Genomic DNA, 1033 nt, shown 5'->3' on the forward strand with positions numbered 1-1033 from the left:
CTAGGTGTGTAGTCCCTGAGTGTGATGGTGCATCATTGAACCTGAGTCGTCAGGAAGAGGATGCATTATGGGAAGTATTCTTCACGGCAGCGCCCGCACGACGCCGCGTCTTCGAGCCGAACTCCAAGCGTCGCAAGAAAGTACCCGGTCCCTTGCCGCCCGCTACGGCCTGAACTCGAAGACGGTGGCCAAATGGCGCGAGCGGACCACGACGGCCGATGCACCGATGGGGCCTAAGTCTCCCAAGAGCACGGTGCTGACGCCGGCTGAGGAGGCCATCGTGGTGGCTTTCCGGCAGAAGACGCTGCTGCCACTGGATGACGTGCTGGGCTGCCTACGCGATACCATTCCCAACCTTAGTCGCAGCGCGCTGCACCGCTGCCTGCAACGCCATGGCATATCCCGACTACCGGTCGAGGAAACCAAGGAGCGGCGCAAGCGGTTCAAGAACTACGAGATGGGTTACGTCCACATCGACAGTTGCGAGTTGCGGCATGCCGATGGAAAGCTGGTCATGTTCCTCGCCATCGACCGGGTTTCGAAGTTCACCCATGTCGAGTTCCACGACTGCGCTGGAAAGATGGAAGGCGCAGCCTTCCTTCGGAATGTGGTCGAGGTTTTCCCCTACAAGATCCACACCGTGCTTACCGACAATGGTATGGCCTTCGCCGACCTGCCCAAAAACCGCACCGGCCCCAGCCGCCGCTTCCTAGGCCCGCATATCTTCGACCGCGTCTGCATCGCTAACAGCATCGAGCATCGGCTGACCAAGCCCTACCATCCTTGGACGAACGGCCAGGCCGAGCGGATGAATCGAACCATCAAGGACGCCACCGTCAAGGTCTACCATTATGACGACCTGGAAAGTCTCAAGGCCCATGTCCTGGCCTTCGTCACTGCTTACAACCTCGCCAAACACCTCAAGGCGCTCCGATGGCGAACGCCCTATCAAGCAATCTGCAACGCCTGGACAAGGGACCCGTCAATCTTCAAAATCAATCCGCACCATCTCATTCCGGGACCACACACCTAG

The 1033-nt window shown here is 59.1% G+C and carries 1 protein-coding gene; it reads left to right on the forward strand.

What is annotated here, in order from left to right:
* Positions 1 to 67 precede the first annotated feature (67 nt).
* On the forward strand, positions 68 to 1033 hold the full coding sequence (locus IB248_RS30875) for an IS481 family transposase (RefSeq protein ID WP_192242242.1): 966 nt from the start codon (positions 68 to 70) through the stop codon (positions 1031 to 1033).

The organism is Rhizobium sp. RHZ01 (assembly GCF_014851595.1).
Classification (GTDB): domain Bacteria; phylum Pseudomonadota; class Alphaproteobacteria; order Rhizobiales; family Rhizobiaceae; genus Rhizobium; species Rhizobium altiplani.